Below are 19,151 nucleotides of genomic sequence, written 5' to 3' on the forward strand. Positions count from 1 at the left end.
TTTTTATAAATTTTCTTTTACGAAATTAATAATATCTGACGTATTATAATTTCCATTGAGATCACGGGTTGTTTTACCTTCTTTAATGAGTTGATAAATTACTGATTCTAATTTTTCAGCTGCTTGTGGTTCATTTAAACTTTCTCTAAGACACATTACAACTGATAAAAGCATACCGAAAGGGTTTGCGATATCTTGGTTTGCAATATCTGGTGCTGAACCATGAATCGGTTCGTAAAGTCGTGGGCCTTGTTCACTAAAACTTGCAGAAGGCGATAAACCTAATGAACCAGGAATTACAGATGCTTCATCACTTAAAATATCACCAAATAAATTTTCAGTTACAATGACATCAAATTGTGATGGATTAGTGATTAAATGCATTGCACAAGCATCTACAAGTAAATGGTTAACTTCTACTTCTGGATAATCTTGTGAAACTTCATTTATTACTCTACGCCATAATTTACTAGAAGAAAGCACATTTTCTTTATCCACCGAAGTTAATTTTTTATTTCTTTTTTGAGCTAAATCAAATCCAACTCTAGCAATGCGTTCTATTTCTGATCTTGTATAAGTAAGGGAATCGAGTGCATCGTCATCACCCAATTTCTTAGGTTCACCAAAATAGATACCGCCAGTGAGTTCTCTTACTAAAACAAAATTTGTGCCTGCAACACGTTCTTCTTTAATCGGAGATAAATGACTTGTACCATTTGTCACTGTAGTAGGGCGTATATTAGCGAATAAGCCTAATGCTTTACGTATGCCTAATAATCCTTGTTCAGGTCTATTGTTAGGGTCAGTCCATTTTGGACCACCCACAGCACCTAATAAAATTGCATCAGCATTTTGACATGCATTTAGTGTTGATTCAGGGAGTGGTTTACCATGGCGATCTATAGCAATGCCACCAAAATCATGTGTTTCTAAGTCATAATTAAAATTAAAATCTTGGCTTAATTGTTCTAATATTTCTAGTGATCCTGTCATAATCTCAGGACCAATACCATCACCTGGTAGGGCTACAATCTTATAACTCATGAATGAATACCTTCTTCCGTAGCAGAATTAGCAACATACTTAGCATGTGCTTCTACATATGATTTACATGAAGCAAGTAAGATATCATGGTCAATACCAACACCTGTAACGATTTGATTATCAATTTTAATTTGTACATGTACTTCAGCTTGTGCATCGGTGCCTTCAGTAACAGAATCAATACGGTATTCTATTAACTCAGTGTTGAGGTCAAAGATACGATCGATTGCATTGTACACGGCAACGATAGAACCGGTGCCAATACTAGAATCTTGGTACGTATTACCGTCTTTATCTTTAATGACGACTACAGCACTTTGAAGCCCATTAGAAACAAATTGTAGTTGTAAAGTTTCAACTTGATAAATTGCATTTTGTTCATGTTCTGTACCTTGTATTAAGGCGTGGATATCACGGTCTGTAACTGCTTTTTTCTTATCTGCAATTGTTTTAAATTGTTTAAATAATGCTTTTTGTTCTTCTGGCTCAACATCGTAACCTAAATTAATTAATTTTTCAGCAAAAGCATGTTTTCCTGAAAGTTTACCTAAAGGTAATTCTGTTGTTTTAACACCAACAAGTTGAGGTGTCATAATTTCATATGTTTCAGGGTTTTTGATTACGCCATCTTGATGGATACCTGATTCATGACTAAAAGCATTTTGGCCGACAATGGCTTTGTTTCTAGGAACTCGAATTCCTGCAAATCTAGCAATTAAATCTGAAGTTTGTTTTGTTTCTTCAAGGTTAATTCTAGATTGATTGCCGTAATGATCTTGTCGAACGTAAAGGCCAAGTGCTACTTCTTCAAGTGCTGCATTACCTGCACGTTCCCCAATACCATTTAAGGTACCTTCTATTCGTTTGGCTCCATTTTCAATTGCAGCCATACTATTTGCTACTGCAAGTCCAAGATCATCATGACAGTGTGCACTATAAATTACTTCGTGGTCTGTTTTGACAGATTCTTGTAGTGTTTTGAAAATTTGACCATATTCAGAAGGGTAACTGAAACCTACAGTGTCAGGTACATTGATTACGCTTGCTCCGGCATCAACAGCTGTTTGAACACATTCTATTAAAAATGGTAGTTCTGTTCTTGTTGCATCTTCTGGGGAGAACTGAACTAAATCAAAATATTTTTTAGCATAGCTTACATGTTCTGTTATAGATGCTAAAACTTCTTCCTTAGACATCATAAGTTTGGAATCACGATGTATCGGGCTTGTTGCGATAAAGACATGAATTCTTGGTTTTGCTGCTTCTTTAGTTGCTTCATATACTGCATCAATATCTCTTTTCACACAACGGGCAAGACCACATACAGCAGTTGTTGTTAATGCTTTTGAGATTGCTTCAACTGATTTAAAACTACCATTACTTGATGCAGGGAACCCAGCTTCTATAATATCTACGCCCCATTTTTCAAGTTGATTTGCTATCTTCAAACGTTCATCGAATGAAAAGTTTACACCAGGTGTTTGTTCGCCGTCTCTAAGTGTTGTATCAAAAATTTGAATATGGCTACTCATTTTCAACATCTCCTATAAATGAATTTTAGACTCATATAACCGTAAGTAATGAAGAAACACACTTTTATGAGAAAAGTAGCTGCATTTTTAAGCAATCACATATTCCTAACTAAGTGTGATTCTTCAATTACGATTAATTTAAAGGTTGAATCTAATTATTTTTCAATGCTTTTAGATTTAATGAATGGCATCATTTCACGTAGTTCTTTACCAACCGCTTCGATTTGATGTCCATGTTGTTCTTCACGTAGTTTGTGGAACTCTTCAAAATTATTTTCATTATCTTTAATGAAACGATCACTGAATTTTCCTTGTTGGATATCTTCTAGTACTGCTTTCATATTATCTTTAACGTCTGGTGTAATGATACGTGGTCCAGATACATAGTCACCAAATTCTGCTGTATTTGAAATTGAATAACGCATGTTTTCCATGCCACCTTCGTATAATAGGTCTACGATAAGCTTCATTTCATGTAATACTTCGAAATAAGCAATCTCTGGTTGATATCCAGCTTCAACTAATGTTTCGAAACCAGTTTGTATTAATTTAGTTGTACCACCACAAAGGACAGCTTGTTCACCAAATAAATCTGTTTCAGTTTCTTCTTTGAATGATGTTTCTAATACGCCAGCACGTGTAGCACCGATACCTTTAGCATAGCTTAAGGCTAAGTCTGTAGCTTCTCCACTTGCATCTTGTTCTACTGCGAATAGGGCAGGGACTGCACTACCTTCAGCAAAAGTACGACGAACTAAATGTCCTGGTCCTTTTGGAGCTACTAAGAATACGTCAACGTTTTCTGGTGGGTTGATAACATCAAAATGAATATTAAAACCATGAGCAAAAACTAATGCATTATTTGCTTCTAGATTGGGTTTGATTTCTTCTTCATATATTTTTCCTTGAGCTTCATCTGGTAGAAGTACCATAATAACATCAGCTTGTTTTGCTGCCTCATTTACAGGATATACTTCGAAGCCGTCATCTTTTGCTTTATCAAAAGAACGTCCAGGTCTGATACCAATGATTACGTCATAGCCGTTGTCTTTTAAGTTTTGTGCATGCGCATGACCTTGAGATCCATAACCTAAAACCGCTACTTTTTTACCTTGTAATGCATCTTTCTTTACTGTTTCATCATAATAAACTGTTGTCATAATATAATCCTCCATGTGTTTTGAAATTTTTGTTAAAACATTAAAGCTTAAGCTAAATAATACCTGCCGAACCCGTACGTGAGACTTGTTCGATTTTATATGATGATAGATCGTCTAATAAATTATCCATCGTGTATTGTGGACCTGAGGCTTGAAGGTACGTATAAGTTTCTTCATTTTTCAATATAGAGACTAGCGCATCATAAGGTTTGATTAAATTTTGTAATTCTTGATGATTGTTTGGTGTTTGTAATTTTACAAGTACCAACTCTCTATTGTAGGTATTTGTATCTGTTATATCTTCAACCTCAATAATATTGATTTGCTTTTCAAGTTGTTGAAGTAGCGTGCGTAGCACATCTGTATCAGGTATTTCTGCTACAAAAGTAATATTAGAAATACCTTCTTCTAGCGTAGGTGTTGCGGAAAGGTTAACGATATTAAATTGTCTTCGTACGAAAATACTTGTTAATCTATTTAATGTACCTGCTTTATCTCTTACTTTTGTTCTAAATGTTCTTCTCATAATAGACCCTCCATCTCATGGTTTGCTTTACCACTTGGTACCATTGGAGAGACAATTTCAACTGGTGAAATGCGAATGTCAATTAAAGCTGGTCCGTCGTGTTGGAAAGCCTCATCCAATTTTTGTTCTAAGTGTGTAGGATCATCTATGAGATAGGCTTTTACATTATATGCTTCAGATAGCTTAATAAAGTCTGGCTGTCCATTAAACACAGAATGTGAAAAACGTTTATTAAAGAATTTATCTTGCCATTGTTTCACCATGCCAAGCGTACCGTTATTTACGATTACGATTTTAATATCAATACCATATTCTTCTAAAATACCCATTTCTTGATTTGTCATTTGGAAACCGCCATCGCCTACAAAAGCTACAACCGTTTTGTCTGGTTTAGCTAATTTAGCTCCAATTGCTGCTGGTATACCAAAACCCATTGTTCCTAAACCACCACTGGTAACAAGTTGACCATGGTCTTTGAATGGATAGTATTGTGCAACCCACATTTGATGTTGTCCAACGTCTGTAGTTACAATTGCATCACCATTGGTAATTTCTCCAATATATTCAATTGCACGTTGTGGTTTTGAAAATACACCATCTTCATCATCGCTGTATGCAAATGGTTGTTGTATTTTATTTGCGTTACATGTTTCTAACCAATCTTCATGTCTAATTGAATAACTATCGAAATCGAGTAGAAACTCTAATGTCGCCTTACAATCGGCAACAATACCCAAATCTACTTTAATAATTTTGTTGATTTCAGATGGATCGATATCAACATGAACGATTTTAGCATTTGGTGCGAATTCATCAGGGTTACTAGCTAATCTGTCATCAAAGCGGCTTCCGAAGTTAATAAGTAAATCACATTCCGTTAAGGCCATGTTACTTGCGTATGATCCATGCATACCACCCATACCTAAAAATAGGGGGTGTTCATATGGAATCGCGCCGAGACCAAGTAACGTACTCACTACTGGTAATTGATGTCTACTTACAAATTCAGTAAATAATTCATTGGCTTTGGCATGATTGATGCCTGCACCTGAAAGTACTAATGGTTTTTTAGCACTCTTTAAAAGGTCTCTCAATTTTTGTATATCATCTTTTTTTGGTTTATTAGGTATTGTGTAACCAGGTAATTCTAATTCATCAGTAACTTGTGCATTCGTTGATAGGATACCCATATCTTTAGGGAAATCGATTACTACTGGACCTTTTCTTCCAGTATTAGCGATATGAAAAGCCTCATGAATAGTTTTAGGAATATCTTGTACATTTTTAACTTGATAATTATGCTTAGTAATTGGTGTTGTCATAGATAGTAAATCTGCTTCTTGGAATGCATCCTTACCGATACCAGGTGTTGCGACTTGACCTGTGATAACTACTAAAGGTAAAGAGTCGCTGTAAGCATCAGCAATACCGGTAATCGCATTTGTAGCTCCTGGACCACTTGTAACAACAACTACACCTGTATTACCAGAAACACGTGCGTAACCTTCAGCTGCGTGCGTTGCGCCTTGTTCATGACGAGCTAAGATATGCTTTATTTTTCCTTCGTATAGTGTGTCGTAAAGAGGGAGAACAGCGCCTCCTGGATAACCAAATATAAAATCAACACACTCATTTGCCAATGATTCGACTAATAATTCTGAACCAGATCTCATTTCATCAATTGTCTCTTGTTCTAGTTCAACTTCAGGTTCAACTGCTTCTGCTGCTTCCAAAGATTCAAAATTTTCTGATTTTTCTATTTCAAGTGTTTCAGTATGTTTAGACATTGTGCTCACTCCTTAAATGAGATTTTCGGGAACTTGCATTACGCCACCAGTATTAGCACTTGTAACGAGTGCGGTGTAACGTGCAAGATAACCAGTTTTCACTTTTGCTTTAAATGGTTTTACATCTTGTTTTCGATTTTCTAAAGTTTCATTTGATACTTCGACATTCAATGTTTGGTTAGTTAAATCAATAGTAATTTCATCACCATCTTTAATTAGTCCAATAGGTCCACCAGAAGCTGCTTCAGGTGAGATATGTCCTACAGCAATGCCTCGAGTTGCACCTGAGAAACGGCCATCTGTAATTAATGCGACATCTTTACCTAATCCTCTTCCTACAATTGAAGAAGTAGGGGCTAACATTTCAGGCATGCCTGGACCACCTTTAGGACCTTCATATCTTATGACAACAACATGGCCTTCTCGAACAACGTGATTGTCAATTGCTTCTACTGCATCATCGTGTGAATCAAAACAAATTGCTTTACCTTTAAATACTTTAATTGAAGGATCTACACCACCTACTTTAATGACGGCACCATTTGGAGCTAAATTACCGTACAGAATTGAAAGACCTCCTTGTTTGTCGTAAGGGTTATCTAGATGTCTAATTACATCGCTATTTAAAATTTCTTTACCTTCATTATTTTCACGAAGGGTCTTGCCTGTTGCTGTGATTCTATCTGGATGTAAGGTACCTTCTCTTTTAAACAGTTCATTAATAATTGCTGGGACACCGCCTGCTTCATGTACATCATGCATTGAATAAGAAGAACTAGGTGCAATTTTTGAAAGGTAAGGTGTTTTCTTAGCAATTTCATTAATTCTTGTTAAGTCATAATCGATGCCTGCTTCATTTGCAATTGCTAATGTGTGAAGTACAGTGTTTGTAGAACCACCCATTGCCATGTCTAACGCAAATGCATCATCAATCGCTTCACGTGTTACGATATCTCTTGGTTTAATATCATTTTTAATATTATCTACTAATTTGAATGCAGCTTCTCTAATCATTTCTCTACGTTGATCACTCACTGCTAATGCTGTTCCATTATATGGAAGGGATAAGCCTAAAACTTCCATTAAACAGTTCATTGAATTCGCAGTGAACATACCAGAGCAAGAACCACATGTTGGACAAGCGTTTTGTTCCATATCTAAAAATGCATCTTTTGAAATCGAACCATCTTTAAAAGCACCAACTGCTTCAAACATTGAAGAAAGTGTTAATGCTTTACCTTCTGAAGATAATCCTGCTTTCATAGGGCCACCAGAACAAAAGATGGCTGGAACATTGGTTCTGACTGATGCCAGTATCATACCTGGTGTAATCTTGTCACAGTTAGGAATATAGAATACACCATCAAACCAATGCGCGTTAATTACTGTTTCAGCAGAATCGGCAATGATCTCTCGTGAGGGAAGGGAATATCTCATTCCTATATGACCCATTGCGATACCATCATCTACACCGATCGTGTCAAATTCAAAGGGAATAGCACCTGCTTCACGAATTGCTTCTTTGGCAATGTCTGCTAATTCTCTTAAGTGGACATGTCCTGGGACGATGTCAATATATGAATTACAAATTGCCACGAAAGGCTTATTCATATCTGTTGGTTTTTCTAATGCACCTGTAGCATGCAAAAGACTTCTTGCTGGAGCCTGCTGATCACCTTTTTTGATCATATCGCTTCTCATACTGTTTCCCCCTTAAAATTGAAAATAAAAAAACGTCCCAATAAATTATTGGGACGCTTTCAAGTCCCATTCAACTAGAAAGAGGACTTAAACGTTTAGTAAATTCTTCACTAAAGTTCCAGTCCTAATAGCATAATAAAATGACTAAATTGTTTGAAGTTGTTGGTTTGTATTGCATATGGTTTTTGGTCATTTTATTATACTCCTCTCGAATGAATGGTTTTATTTAATTGAATTGTCTAAAAATTCGATAAATTAAATTTACTACATCGGCGAGGTCATGTCAATAACTTTTTCGAATTATCTCTAAATTCACATAATTGCAAAAAAGAAAGAACTTGTTTCACTATGAAGTAAAATAGGCAAAAATTTGTTAAACTATAAGAGTTATTTATATAGAACAGATAAATTGAAGTAATAGATAGTGATTAATTCAAATAAAATTGCGAATTGCTAATATAGAAAGAACTGAGTTTTTATAATGGGTTATAAGAGAAGTGTTAAAGGTATACAAGTGCTAATCGCACTTGCATAAGAGTTACTAATTCAATAAATTGAAAAGTAACACTTTACATGCATAAAAGCAACTAATCACAATAAATTGTGGGAATTTAAAAGGAACGCCTGAGCTAAAGCTCATGCATAAAAGCAACTAATCACAATAAATTGTGAAGTTGCTTTAAAAGGGAGAGGAATATGATTAAGATAAAGGATTTAGATGGAATGGCGGTTTTTGCTACAACGCTAGCGAAGTATTTATCAGCCGGCGACCTTGTATTGCTTAATGGTGATTTAGGTGCTGGTAAAACAACATTAAGTCAATTTATTGGAAAAGCGTTAGGTGTAAAAAGAAATATTAATTCACCAACGTTCAATATTATAAAATCATATCAAGGATTAAATTTGAAGTTACATCATATGGATTGTTATAGATTAGAAGACTCTGAAGAAGATTTAGGCTTTGATGAATATTTTGAAGATGAAGCAGTTATTTTAATCGAATGGAGTCAATTTATTTCTGAGTTTTTACCACCGTCTTCTTTAACTATTAACATAACGACATTAAATGAATCGGAAAGAAATATAGAATTAGAAGCACAAGGTGTACATTATGCAAAAATAAAGGAGGAGGTTGAACGTGAACTATCTGTTGATTGATACGTCAAATCAGCCATTATCAGTTGCTATAATGCAAGACGATAAGGTGTTAAGTGAATTGAATTCAAATGAAAAAGTAAATCATTCAGTACAGTTAATGCCAGCAATCGAACAAGTTATTGCTGAAAGTAAAGTATTGAAAGAAAATATCGATGTCATTGTAGTTGCACAGGGGCCAGGTTCATATACTGGTTTAAGAATAGGTGTAACAGTGGCAAAAACTTTAGCATATGCTTTAAATGCTGAGTTGTATGGCGTGTCTTCACTAAAGGCACTTGCTGCAACGATTAAAGAAGATACGAGATTGATTGTACCTGTGTTTGATGCAAGAAGAGAAGCAGTTTATACAGGTGTATACCAATATGAAGCGGATCAATTAGTCCAAGTTGAACAAGACCAGTATCTACCTATTGAAGAACTATTGGATTTATTGCACAAGACGGGTCAACCTTACATGTTTGTAGGGATGGACACTGAGAAGTTAGAAGAACTATTAGATAGTACCTGTGTTGCGAATGTGCCACTAGCTAAAAATATGAAACCACTTATTGAAACGGCAGAAGACATTCATCAATTTAAACCAAACTATATTAAAATATCAGAGGCTGAGAGAAATTGGTTAAACCAACAGAACAAGAGTTAAATATACGATTAATGAACACAAAAGATGTGCCACAGGTATTTGATATAGAAAGAAATAGTTTTAATGACAGTAGTTGGTCGATTGATGCATTTTATCACGAGGTAGAGCAAAATGAATTTGCAAATTATTTTATTATTGAATTTAATGAGAAGATAATTGGTTATATTGGCTTATGGATAGTAATTGATCAAGCACAAATTACAACCGTTGCTATTGATAATGAATATAGGGGTTACGGTTTAGGCCAACTTTTATTAAAATATGTAATGAATTTTGTCCGAGAAAAATGTGAGATGATGAGTTTAGAAGTGCGCGTAGATAACGATATAGCACAACACGTTTATACAAACTTAGGTTTCAAATATGGTGGTAAGCGAAAAAATTATTATGGTGAAGGCGAGGATGCATTAGTTATGTGGGTGAATTTTAATGAGTGAAGCAACATTAATATTAGCAATTGAATCGAGTTGTGATGAAACAAGTGTAAGTATTATTAAAAATGGTACAGAAATACTCAGTAATATCGTATTGAGTCAAATTGAGAGTCATAAACGTTTTGGTGGCGTAGTGCCAGAAGTAGCGAGTAGACATCATGTTGAAGGAATAACAACAACGATTGATGAATCGTTAGTTAAAGCAAATGTAACAATGCATGATATAGATGCAGTTGCTGTAACGCAAGGACCAGGATTGATTGGTGCATTATTAGTGGGAATTAATGCGGCGAAAGCCTTGGCATTTGCTTATGATAAACCTTTGATACCTGTTCATCATATTGCTGGTCACATTTATGCGAACCATTTAGAAACGCCTTTACAGTTTCCTTTAATGGCATTAATAGTCTCAGGTGGACATACAGAATTAGTATATATGAAAGATCATTTAAGCTTTGAAGTTATAGGAGAGACAAGAGATGACGCTGTGGGTGAAGCTTATGATAAAGTAGCGAGAACAATTGGACTAAGTTACCCAGGTGGTCCCCAAGTAGACCGTCTTGCAGCAGAAGGACAAGATAATTATCAATTTCCTAGAGTATGGCTTGAAAAAGATAGCTATGACTTCAGCTTTAGTGGTTTGAAAAGTGCAGTAATTAATAAATTGCATAATTTAAAACAAAAAGGTGAAGCAATTAACAAAGCAGATGTAGCAACAAGCTTTCAAAATAGTGTCGTAGAAGTTTTAGTCGGTAAAGCTATTTCGGCTTGTAAGCATTATGATGTTAAACAACTGATTGTTGCAGGTGGTGTGGCAAGTAACAAAGGATTACGAGCAAATTTAGCAGTAGCCTGTGAATCACATAACATCAAACTTTGTATACCGAGTCCTAGTCTTTGCACAGATAATGCTGCCATGATTGGTTCAGCAGGCCATTATTTATATCAGGCTGGCGTAACTGCTGATATGACATTAAATGGTTTTAATAGTATGGATATTGAACAATTTTCAGCTAAATATTAATTGATATTTAAAAAGATGAATTCATGACAACATATGCGCTAAATATATTTTCTAAAAATAATAACACCAACCATTGAATGATAGGATATGCTCCCTCCAAAGTTTTTACTTTTTAAGTATCTACTTGACTGGGGGCAGTTCATTTTGTCGATCGGTTGGTGTTTTTTTATTTATATTTGAAAAATAAGGGTATAGGTAATTTAGTAAAACATTAGCTAATAATAATAGAGTCTAAGGATATTTAAAAATATTATTTTTAAAGGAGGCTATTTTAATGAAATCAGTTCAATATTTTAACTTTCAAAATAGTTTAGCAGCGTTAAATTTTTATGAAAAGCACTTAGGGGCCACTGACATACAGCGTGTTGGCGGTGATCATGAAATGTTTGCAAATATGCCAGAGGAATATGATATTGATAAGAACTTTACTATGAATGCATCATTTAAAATTTTAGGTGAAACATTCTATTGTAGTGATACAATGAAAAATAAAAAAATTGATAATAGTGGTGCGATTGTGGCTTTTACTTTTGATTATTCAAATGAAGCGGACAAACAGCAAGCAGAAGCATTTTTTAATAAAGCGATAGAAGGTGGATGTGAAGCTACGATGCCATTAGGTAAGACAGAGTGGTCTGAACTATATGGTATGTTTAACGACCCATTTGGTGTGACTTGGATGATCAATGCAGAATAAATTATAAAAAGATAAGGCTGAGACACGTAATTATGTCCCAGCCTTATCTTTTTGATTAATTGGTTTTTGAGGTGAAAGATTTTGCGCGTTTATAGATTTGTTCTGGAAATTGCATAATACGTAATAACTCTATGGCATTTCTAGTATCGGCTTTACCAGGTTTTACCTTGAAGTCAAAAGCAATTTCATTTTCTAAAATAGATTCATTGAAATGATAATTTGCATAGTTTTTCTCTAGTAAAGTAGCTAACTCTATATCGTGTGTAGCAGCAATAAGTCTATAACCGGGTAGTTGGTTCAAGTAGCTTAATACAGATTCTGAAGCTGCAATACGTTCTGTAGTGTTGGTTCCTTTAAAAATTTCATCAATAAAGCAATATATTTTGTTGGATGTTGTTATATCGAATAAGCGTCGTATCGATTTGACTTCAGTCATAAAATAACTATCTCCAGTCAAAATATCATCTTGATTAACCATAGAGGTATAAACTACGCCAGGTTTATAGATGAATTTCGTTGCTGTAACAGTGTTTACTGCTTGAGCTAATACTAAGTTTAGAGCAATTGCTTTCATAAACGTTGATTTTCCTGAAGCATTGGACCCCGTTAAAAGTATATGATTATTTATACTCATATCATTAGATACCGCTTCGTAGATAAGAGGGTGAGTTAATTCTTCAAATTCAAGGTAGTCTTCTCTATTGACTTGTGGAAGGGAGTAATGATCCAACGTCTCTTGCCAAAGTGCTACGGCATAATGATTATCTATGCTCGCAATATATTTATAACAAGACATTACTTCATCTTCATATTTTTTAAAACTGTTTTGAATTAAATGGAAGATATGATAGTCCAGCATAAAAATTATTTTTATTAGTAAAGATATGACAAAGGCATCATCGCTAGAATTAACACGACCTAATAAACCACTAAATCTACGAGCTATGCGAAAATGGCTGAAATCGACATCAAGATTAGGTGTATCCTCAAGTTTTTGTAAGGTATGTGCTTTTTTAATAACTGTAGATGTATAAAATATTGCATTTAAATCTTGATTATACGTCTTTTTTAACGAGCCACTAAGAATCATATTGAATATGACAGAAGCGATTGTTAAAGCTATACCTTCACTAGGTGAAAAGAAAGTTAGAATCATAAAAATAAGAGGTAAATATGTACATAGCATAAAAAAATTATTTCGTTTAATATGTAATAATTGATCTGGAAAAATAGGATAAATAGCTTTACCAATTTTTGCTAATTGCAGAGAAACGTAATTTCTAAATGAAATATTTGTTTTAAATTGATGAATTAAATTTTCATCTTTTACTTTATACATATTTCTTAGTGTAGCAAAAAGTCTCATCTCGCCAATTGCAGTAAAATTAAAATTCATACTATGAAATACACTTTCCATATCTAAATCAGACCAGGTTTTATCATCTAGCAATAAATTTTCATCAAATCTATTTTTATATGTGTCAAACTCATAACTATAGTTATGGTTAGGACGAATAAAGTTTTCTAGTGATTTTTGGTTAGTCCATAGATTTTGTAAATCATGCTTTAATTTTTTATTAGCAGCAATCGTCGTAGTAATAATCAGTATTGTTGTTCCTAGAATAAAAGCAATTAGAAACCATAATAATGTAGGCATATTTTTGTACATCCTTTCACGATTTTGCTGTAAACCCGTAATAATTATGACATGGCATTCCATTTTAAACAAATACCTTTCGTTTTGAGTAATTTATAGTTTGAATGGAATGTCAATAGGGAACGTGCGTACTTATCAACAAATAGTGCATAACTTGTGGATAAGTAGTGGTTATGTTTGTGGATATAGGTTAATATCTGAAAATTGAAAACAGCTAATAGTTACTTATTACTTGTGGATAAGTAGGATAACTCTGTGGATAGCTATTATAACAGCAAAGGTAGTGTGAATAGAATGAGCATAAAAAAAGAACTAAAGTAGAAAATTTTACTTTAGCTCAATTGCACTTATAACGATTATATTAACATTTCTTGTAATTCTGCCCACTCATCCATGACTTGTTCTAATTTTTGTTCGGCTATTTCTTTTTCAATTGCTAAATCATTTGCTTTTTCTGGATTAGAATAGACATCAGGCTGTGTGAGTTGTTCGTTTATATTGTTTATTTCTTGTTCGTATATTTCAATATTTGTTTCACATTGTTCTATTTTACGTTCAACTTGTCGTTGCTCTCGTTTTTGTTGTTTTTGGTCAACGTAATTATGATTTTGTGATGCACTTACTTCTGTTTTTGTAGGGTTATCCAATTCTCTTTTCGCTTGAATTGCTGCTTTTTCTTCTAATTTTTCAATGTAATACTGATAATCACCTAAATACATTGTCCCACCAGTAGTGTCCAAGTCATAAACTTTATTTGCAAGTTCGTTTATAAAATAGCGATCATGTGACACAAATAAAATTGTGCCTTTAAAATCTGACAACGCTTGTTCAAGCATCTCTTTAGAGTCTATGTCTAGATGGTTAGTTGGCTCATCTAAAATAAGCACATTATTGCGCTCTAGCATCAGTAGAGCAAGTTGAAGACGCGCTTTTTCTCCACCAGACAAGTCATTGATGATTTTTTTGACGTCATCTTGTACAAATAAGAAACGACCTAAGACAGCGCGAATATCTTTTTCATTCATTGTTGGATATTGGTCCCATAAATAATCAAGGATTGTTTTGTTTGATTTAAATTCAGCTTGTTTTTGGTCGTAATAACCAACTTTTAAATTTGCACCTGTAGTAATTTCTCCACTGATCTTTTGTTGGAGACCTGCGACTGTTTTGATTAAAGTAGACTTGCCAATACCATTAGGACCAATGATTGCAATATGGTCTCCTTTCGTGGCTTCGATATTAATGCCTTTTGTTATGGCTTCCTCATATCCAATTTCTAGATTTTTAATATGAAATACATCGTTTCCAGTATTTCTATCAAAATCGAATTGAATATTGGCGCTTTTAGCATCAATCATAGGTTTGTTAACTCTTTCCATTTTTTCCAACATTTTCCTTCGGCTTTTTGCCATGCCCGTAGTTGAAGCACGAGCGATGTTTTTCTCTACGAATGTTTCAAGTTTTTTAATTTCAGCTTGTTGACTTTCATATTCTTGCATACGTTTTTCATAATATTTATCTCTTTGCGCTATGAATTGTCCATAGTTACCTACGTAATGTTGTACATCGCCGAGCGCAACGTCATAAATTTGATTGACAATTTTATCTAAGAAATATCTATCGTGACTAATAATAACGATAGCGCCTTTGAAATAATTAAGGTAACTTTCCAACCATTGAGTTGTTTCCATATCTAAATGGTTTGTAGGTTCATCAAGTAATAGCAAATCAGGTTCGCTAAGTAACATCTGGGCTAAAGATAACCTGGTCTTTTGACCGCCACTAAAATCATTAATAGGACGATTAAAGTCCGCTTCACTAAAATTCAAACCATGTAGTACAGTTTTAATCTTACTTTCATATTGGTAACCTTCTTGTTGTTCAAATTGATTAGATAAAGACTCATAGCGATCGATGTGTGTCTTATATGACTCAGTATCATATTCATCAGCATGTTGCGCTAACCAATCTGTCTCAAATTTCATTTCTGATTCTAATTTTTTCATACTTTCAAATGGTTTCGACATTTCATCAAAAACAGTTTGATTCGTATTTAAAGTCATTTGTTGTGTTAGATAACCAAGCTTGAGATTTTTGCTTTTTGAAACTTGACCGCTATCATATGTCTCGACGCCAGCAATGATTTTCATTAAAGTAGATTTCCCGGCACCATTACGTCCTACGATACCAATACGTTCACCAGTTTTAACTTCAAAATCTACATTATTAAAAATATCTTCTCCGTCGAATGATTTAGTTAAGTGATTGAGTTGTAATAATATCATCCGATTTGCACCTCTCTATTCATTATCATTCTACAGTATTCAACGCGTGGTTAAAACTATCATTGTTTATTTTTATTATTCAATAATGTATAATGTTGTAGTGATTATAAGATAAATCAGCAATAGATAATGAAATAGGGGGACATGATCTTGGCTAATCAAAGCGAAAAGATTCCTCGTGCCACATTGAAACGTTTATCGTTGTATTATAGATTCGTCAATACTTTGAAATCTAAAGGCATAGATAGAGTTAATTCAAAAACTATAAGTGAGGGCTTGAACATTGATTCTGCAACGATTCGTCGTGATTTTTCATATTTTGGTGAATTAGGCAAGAAAGGCTATGGCTATAATATAGATAGCTTATTACATTTTTTTAAAAATGAGATAAGTGAAAATGACGAGATAAAAATTGCAATTGTAGGTGTTGGGAATTTAGGGAAAGCATTATTAACATACAATTTCTCAATACATGATGAGATGACAATAACGGAAGCTTTTGATATACGAGATGAAATTATAGGGACGCAAATAGGGAAAGTAACAGTCAGTCCGTTTGATAAAATTACGGATATATTAGCACAAGAACATATTGATGTAGTGATTTTAACTACACCTGAAGAAGTAGCGCAGCACGTTGCTGACACTTTAGTAAAAACAGGTGTAAAAGGTATTTTGAACTTTACACCAAGTCGTGTTCTGACACCATCGGATGTTCAAGTGCATCATATTGATTTAGGTATTGAATTACAATCTTTACTCTTCTTTATGAAAAATTATAGTAACAAATAAAGCGTATGAAAATAGGCTAGCTTTTTTATTTACACGAGACACACGTTAGGTGGTGAGTGTTTAAAAAAGCTAGTTTTTGTATTTAGTTATATGATTACTACCAACTACAGTTATTTTGACAATTAACACTTTATAAAATATGAGCAAACAGGCTTGATATTTAATGGAAAGTTTAATATGATAAATCATATTGATTTTATCGGGAAAGAGGTAATAATATGACGTGGTTAGTAATCAGTGGACTGATCGTTGGTGCGCTTTTAGGCTTTGTTATGCAAAGAACGCGATTTTGTTTAGCTGGTGGATTTAGAGATATGTACGTTCAAAAAAGCAATAAAATGTTTTATGCATTGTTAATTGCAATTTCCGTACAAAGTATTGGGTTATTAATTTTAACATCAACAGGCTTAGTAGAAATTCCAGAATCTACGTATCCAATTATCGGAACAGTAATAGGTTCATTTATTTTTGGTATTGGTATTATTTTATCTGGAGGTTGTGCTACAGGTACGTGGTATAGAGCTGGAGAAGGTTTAATTGGAAGCTGGATGGCACTTATTGCTTATGGCTTCACTGCAGCGGCAACAAAATTTGGTTTGCTGTTACCATTAATGAATGGTGTAAACAAACCAACAAATGTAAACTCAAGTATGGCACAAACGACAGGTATACCAACATGGGTTTGGGTCGCGTTACTTACAATCATCACAATTCTTCTTGTTGTTAAAACGTTACGTAAACCGAAACCTAAATTTGCTATACCGAAATTAAAGCAAAAATATACAGGTATAAGACACTATTTATTCGAGAAAAAATATCACCCATTTGTTGCAGCAATTGCTGTTGGGCTAATTGCTTTACTCGCATGGCCTGTAAGTGAATCAACAGGCAGAATGTATGGACTTGGTATTACGACACCATCTGCAAATATAGTTCAATTCTTTGTGACTGGTGACTTGAAATTGATAGACTGGGGTGTATTCCTTGTTCTAGGTATATTCGTTGGTTCTTATATTGCTGCGAAAGGTGCTAAAGAATTCAAATGGAGAATGCCAGATAAAAAGACAATACGCAATAGCGTTATCGGCGGCGTATGTATGGGATTTGGCGCTTCTGTAGCTGGCGGTTGTTCAATAGGTAACGGTTTAGTAGAAACTGCAACGATGTCATGGAAAGGTTGGATTGCACTTGCGTCTATGATTTTGGGAGCTTGGTTTATGAGTTACTTTATATTTATAAAACCTATGAAAAAAGCGCAACGCCAACAAGCTAGTGAAAATACGGTCTCAACACAAACTCAAACGACTTAATTATATTAGGGAGGAATTTAATTATGATACATGAATTAGGAACGGTAGGAATGGTTTGTCCATTTCCATTAATAGAAGCACAAAAGAAAATGGATACAATGGATAACGGTGAAGAATTGAAAATAGACTTTGACTGTACTCAGGCAACAGAGGCACTACCTAATTGGGCAGCTGAAAAAGGATATCCGATAACAAACTATGAACAATTAGATGATGCTTCTTGGACAATTACAATTCAAAAAGCTGAATAAATGAAAGATCAACCAACTTGCTATTATTAGGTTAAAACACCTAAGGTATCAGGTTGGTTTTTATTTTAAATAGTATTTAAAGCGATTGCAATATGATAGAATTAATCATATTGAGAATAGCTTATTGATGAGAGTGAGAGAATATGAAAAATATATCTGATATTGCAAAAATTGCTGGCGTATCGAAGAGTACAGTTTCAAGATATCTTAATAATGGCTCGGTAAGTTTAAAAACTAAGCAGAAGTTGGATAAAATTATTCAAGAAAATGATTACCAACCAAATCAGTTTGCACAAAGTCTACGAGCGCATAGAACCAATATGATAGGGGCAATCATACCTAGAATGAACTCTTACGCTGTAGATGAAACAATCAAAGGTGTGAAGACAGTTTGTGATGATTTGAACTATAGATTATTTCTAAATTATACAAATATCGATACAGAACTGGAAATTGATGCTCTAGAAACGTTTTATAGAAGTAAAGTCGATGGCATTATTTTAATGGCTACAGAAATTACAGATAGACATATGGAAGTGATTAATAAAATTGATGTTCCTGTTATCATTGTCGGTCAAGAACATAAGGACTTGCACAGTATCATTCATAATGATTTTCATGCAGGTTATATGGTAGGGGAGGCGCTCGGATTAAAGGGATTTAAAAGCATCCAATTTTTTGGAGTTACAGAAACTGATATAGCTGTTGGTATACATAGAAAAAAAGGCTTGATCAGTGGCTTAGCGAAATATAATGTCAAACCACATATTTCGCAAACCTCATTTAATTACAATGAAGCAATGATCGATGTATTAAAAGTATTGCAAGCTCAAGCTAATTATGACGCAGTTGTGGGAGCCACAGATTCTATCGCATTAGCTGCACATAAAGTCATCTCAGAAGATGCGACGCAAAATGAGGACAAGTTTATCGTAGGCTTTGGTGGTGATCCAGTTACGGAAATTGTCTCGCCTTCAATTCATACAGTTAATTATCATTTTGAATATGCTGGTGAAGTAGCAATGAGTAAACTCAATCAACTGATTCAACACCAACCAATAGAGCAGCGTATCACTATTGATGTGAGTCTTTCATTTAAAAATTGAGTGAAGCATGATATTATATAATGAAATGTAATGGAACCGGTACC

The 19,151-nt window shown here is 34.2% G+C and carries 17 protein-coding genes; 9 read left to right on the forward strand and 8 right to left on the reverse strand.

Going from position 1 to position 19,151, the window contains the following annotated elements; translation table 11 throughout:
- Window positions 1-3 precede the first annotated feature (3 nt).
- The 6 genes from leuB to ilvD form a co-directional block, all read right to left on the reverse strand.
- Window positions 4-1,044 (reverse strand): 3-isopropylmalate dehydrogenase, encoded by a 1,041-nt coding sequence (leuB, locus tag ACP3TL_RS01865; RefSeq protein WP_046466311.1) that lies wholly within the window; start codon window positions 1,042-1,044, stop codon window positions 4-6.
- Window positions 1,041-2,576: a 2-isopropylmalate synthase gene (locus ACP3TL_RS01870; protein ID WP_046466310.1), complete on the reverse strand. Its 1,536-nt coding sequence runs from the start codon at window positions 2,574-2,576 to the stop codon at window positions 1,041-1,043. Before ACP3TL_RS01870 ends, leuB begins: the two co-directional genes overlap by 4 nt.
- A gap of 155 nt (window positions 2,577-2,731) precedes the next feature.
- Window positions 2,732-3,736 carry a ketol-acid reductoisomerase gene (gene ilvC / locus ACP3TL_RS01875; protein ID WP_046466309.1) on the reverse strand — a complete coding sequence of 335 codons (1,005 nt, stop codon included), beginning with the start codon at window positions 3,734-3,736 and terminating at the stop codon, window positions 2,732-2,734.
- Window positions 3,737-3,788: 52 nt separating this feature from the next.
- Window positions 3,789-4,262: an acetolactate synthase small subunit gene (gene ilvN / locus ACP3TL_RS01880; protein ID WP_002507123.1), complete on the reverse strand. Its 474-nt coding sequence runs from the start codon at window positions 4,260-4,262 to the stop codon at window positions 3,789-3,791.
- On the reverse strand, window positions 4,259-6,049 hold the full coding sequence (gene ilvB, locus ACP3TL_RS01885) for a biosynthetic-type acetolactate synthase large subunit (RefSeq protein WP_046466308.1): 1,791 nt from the start codon (window positions 6,047-6,049) through the stop codon (window positions 4,259-4,261). The genes ilvN and ilvB overlap by 4 nt, the downstream gene beginning before the upstream one ends.
- A gap of 12 nt (window positions 6,050-6,061) precedes the next feature.
- A complete protein-coding gene (ilvD, locus tag ACP3TL_RS01890) occupies window positions 6,062-7,750 on the reverse strand; it encodes a dihydroxy-acid dehydratase (RefSeq protein ID WP_285326708.1) in 1,689 nt (562 codons plus the stop codon).
- Between the two features lie 696 nt (window positions 7,751-8,446).
- Here ilvD and tsaE point away from each other — a divergent pair.
- From tsaE to ACP3TL_RS01915, 5 genes are all read left to right on the forward strand, one after another.
- A complete protein-coding gene (gene tsaE / locus ACP3TL_RS01895; protein WP_046466306.1) occupies window positions 8,447-8,908 on the forward strand; it encodes a tRNA (adenosine(37)-N6)-threonylcarbamoyltransferase complex ATPase subunit type 1 TsaE in 462 nt (153 codons plus the stop codon).
- Complete coding sequence (gene tsaB, locus ACP3TL_RS01900) at window positions 8,889-9,551, forward strand: tRNA (adenosine(37)-N6)-threonylcarbamoyltransferase complex dimerization subunit type 1 TsaB (RefSeq protein ID WP_046466305.1); 663 nt, start codon at window positions 8,889-8,891, stop codon at window positions 9,549-9,551. Before tsaE ends, tsaB begins: the two co-directional genes overlap by 20 nt.
- Window positions 9,524-9,988 carry a ribosomal protein S18-alanine N-acetyltransferase gene (rimI, locus tag ACP3TL_RS01905; protein WP_002507128.1) on the forward strand — a complete coding sequence of 155 codons (465 nt, stop codon included), beginning with the start codon at window positions 9,524-9,526 and terminating at the stop codon, window positions 9,986-9,988. The genes tsaB and rimI overlap by 28 nt, the downstream gene beginning before the upstream one ends.
- Window positions 9,981-11,009, forward strand: coding sequence for a tRNA (adenosine(37)-N6)-threonylcarbamoyltransferase complex transferase subunit TsaD (gene tsaD / locus ACP3TL_RS01910; RefSeq protein ID WP_046466304.1), 1,029 nt, complete (start codon window positions 9,981-9,983; stop codon window positions 11,007-11,009). The genes rimI and tsaD overlap by 8 nt, the downstream gene beginning before the upstream one ends.
- A 274-nt stretch (window positions 11,010-11,283) precedes the next feature.
- A complete protein-coding gene (locus ACP3TL_RS01915; protein WP_046466303.1) occupies window positions 11,284-11,706 on the forward strand; it encodes a VOC family protein in 423 nt (140 codons plus the stop codon).
- 55 nt (window positions 11,707-11,761) lie between these two features.
- Here ACP3TL_RS01915 and ACP3TL_RS01920 read toward each other — a convergent pair whose 3' ends face one another.
- Window positions 11,762-13,363 carry a MutS-related protein gene (locus ACP3TL_RS01920; protein WP_046466302.1) on the reverse strand — a complete coding sequence of 534 codons (1,602 nt, stop codon included), beginning with the start codon at window positions 13,361-13,363 and terminating at the stop codon, window positions 11,762-11,764.
- A gap of 356 nt (window positions 13,364-13,719) precedes the next feature.
- A complete protein-coding gene (locus tag ACP3TL_RS01925) occupies window positions 13,720-15,648 on the reverse strand; it encodes an ABC-F family ATP-binding cassette domain-containing protein (protein WP_285326712.1) in 1,929 nt (642 codons plus the stop codon).
- Between the two features lie 144 nt (window positions 15,649-15,792).
- On the opposite strand from ACP3TL_RS01925, the gene ACP3TL_RS01930 reads away from it, so the two are divergent.
- The 4 genes from ACP3TL_RS01930 (at window position 15,793) to ACP3TL_RS01945 (ending at window position 19,107) form a co-directional block, all read left to right on the forward strand.
- Window positions 15,793-16,440 (forward strand): redox-sensing transcriptional repressor Rex, encoded by a 648-nt coding sequence (locus ACP3TL_RS01930; protein ID WP_176722985.1) that lies wholly within the window; start codon window positions 15,793-15,795, stop codon window positions 16,438-16,440.
- 218 nt (window positions 16,441-16,658) lie between these two features.
- A complete protein-coding gene (locus ACP3TL_RS01935; RefSeq protein ID WP_046466299.1) occupies window positions 16,659-17,750 on the forward strand; it encodes a YeeE/YedE family protein in 1,092 nt (363 codons plus the stop codon).
- Window positions 17,751-17,773: 23 nt separating this feature from the next.
- Window positions 17,774-18,001: a sulfurtransferase TusA family protein gene (locus tag ACP3TL_RS01940; protein WP_046466298.1), complete on the forward strand. Its 228-nt coding sequence runs from the start codon at window positions 17,774-17,776 to the stop codon at window positions 17,999-18,001.
- Between the two features lie 143 nt (window positions 18,002-18,144).
- Window positions 18,145-19,107 (forward strand): LacI family DNA-binding transcriptional regulator, encoded by a 963-nt coding sequence (locus ACP3TL_RS01945; protein WP_285336857.1) that lies wholly within the window; start codon window positions 18,145-18,147, stop codon window positions 19,105-19,107.
- Window positions 19,108-19,151: the final 44 nt, after the last annotated feature.

The sequence above is a fragment of the Staphylococcus caseorum genome, assembly GCF_049943195.1.
Lineage (GTDB): Bacteria > Bacillota > Bacilli > Staphylococcales > Staphylococcaceae > Staphylococcus > Staphylococcus equorum_A.

Bases quoted from the DNA above. Each gene is read 5' to 3' on its own strand.
- ACP3TL_RS01930 (WP_176722985.1), top strand. From the start codon at position 15,793: ATGATCTTGGCTAATCAAAGCGAAAAGATTCCTCGTGCCACATTGAAA.
- ilvC (WP_046466309.1), bottom strand. From the start codon at position 3,736: ATGACAACAGTTTATTATGATGAAACAGTAAAGAAAGATGCATTACAA.
- ACP3TL_RS01870 (WP_046466310.1), bottom strand. From the start codon at position 2,576: ATGAGTAGCCATATTCAAATTTTTGATACAACACTTAGAGACGGCGAA.
- ACP3TL_RS01920 (WP_046466302.1), bottom strand. From the start codon at position 13,363: ATGCCTACATTATTATGGTTTCTAATTGCTTTTATTCTAGGAACAACA.
- tsaD (WP_046466304.1), top strand. From the start codon at position 9,981: ATGAGTGAAGCAACATTAATATTAGCAATTGAATCGAGTTGTGATGAA.
- ACP3TL_RS01940 (WP_046466298.1), top strand. From the start codon at position 17,774: ATGATACATGAATTAGGAACGGTAGGAATGGTTTGTCCATTTCCATTA.
- ACP3TL_RS01945 (WP_285336857.1), top strand. From the start codon at position 18,145: ATGAAAAATATATCTGATATTGCAAAAATTGCTGGCGTATCGAAGAGT.
- ilvD (WP_285326708.1), bottom strand. From the start codon at position 7,750: ATGAGAAGCGATATGATCAAAAAAGGTGATCAGCAGGCTCCAGCAAGA.
- tsaE (WP_046466306.1), top strand. From the start codon at position 8,447: ATGATTAAGATAAAGGATTTAGATGGAATGGCGGTTTTTGCTACAACG.
- ilvB (WP_046466308.1), bottom strand. From the start codon at position 6,049: ATGTCTAAACATACTGAAACACTTGAAATAGAAAAATCAGAAAATTTT.
- ACP3TL_RS01925 (WP_285326712.1), bottom strand. From the start codon at position 15,648: ATGATATTATTACAACTCAATCACTTAACTAAATCATTCGACGGAGAA.
- ACP3TL_RS01915 (WP_046466303.1), top strand. From the start codon at position 11,284: ATGAAATCAGTTCAATATTTTAACTTTCAAAATAGTTTAGCAGCGTTA.
- leuB (WP_046466311.1), bottom strand. From the start codon at position 1,044: ATGAGTTATAAGATTGTAGCCCTACCAGGTGATGGTATTGGTCCTGAG.
- ACP3TL_RS01935 (WP_046466299.1), top strand. From the start codon at position 16,659: ATGACGTGGTTAGTAATCAGTGGACTGATCGTTGGTGCGCTTTTAGGC.
- ilvN (WP_002507123.1), bottom strand. From the start codon at position 4,262: ATGAGAAGAACATTTAGAACAAAAGTAAGAGATAAAGCAGGTACATTA.